We start from the raw sequence: 549 nt of genomic DNA, 5'->3' as shown, positions 1-549 counted from the left end.
CTCCATGATGTGCACCTTGGTGCACCCCCGGATCACTGCTCTCCACCGCGAGACGGCCCGCTTCGGCGCCGCTGTGGCCGAGCACCTCATGAAGGTCATGGACGGGGAGGACGCCGGATCGGTGGAGGCCGCCCTTCCCACGTTGGAAGTGAGGGAGTCCTCGGGGGACGTACCCGAGACCTGATCGGCTGCGCCGGACACCGAGCCTCGGTGCACACCGGGCGCGCCTCGCCCCTCGTGTTCCCTGCATTCCCCCTGGCCCCGCCGCGCCCCGGAAAAGTCGGGAGGAACGAGTTTGCCTATTGAACTAAAGCGGATTAGCATCGGTCTCGCCGGACACAGCAGATGCCCCGCACCGTTTGAGCAGAGAGGCACGGCTCCATGCACATCGACTCGGCACGAGTCCTCGACCGGAGTGAGCGGGTACTGCGCGAGCGAGTCCTGCCCCATGTGCACACGCACGTGGATGAGGTGGAGGTCGCCTCGTGGGACGTGCCCGGGGAACCGGTCCCGGCAGAGCGGGTGCTGGGCCCTGGTGGCCAGGAGCTC

At 67.9% G+C, this 549-nt stretch carries 1 protein-coding gene; it reads left to right on the top strand.

The genetic code is table 11. The features are described 5' to 3' along the window. Positions 1 to 184: hypothetical protein (locus FK530_RS26180; RefSeq protein WP_205124278.1), on the top strand; the 184-nt coding region annotated here is incomplete at its 5' end. Positions 185 to 549 lie beyond the last annotated feature (365 nt).

This window comes from Tsukamurella conjunctivitidis (assembly GCF_007858475.1).
GTDB lineage: Bacteria > Actinomycetota > Actinomycetes > Mycobacteriales > Mycobacteriaceae > Tsukamurella > Tsukamurella conjunctivitidis.
This window is presented reverse-complemented; position numbering and strand designations above follow the sequence as displayed.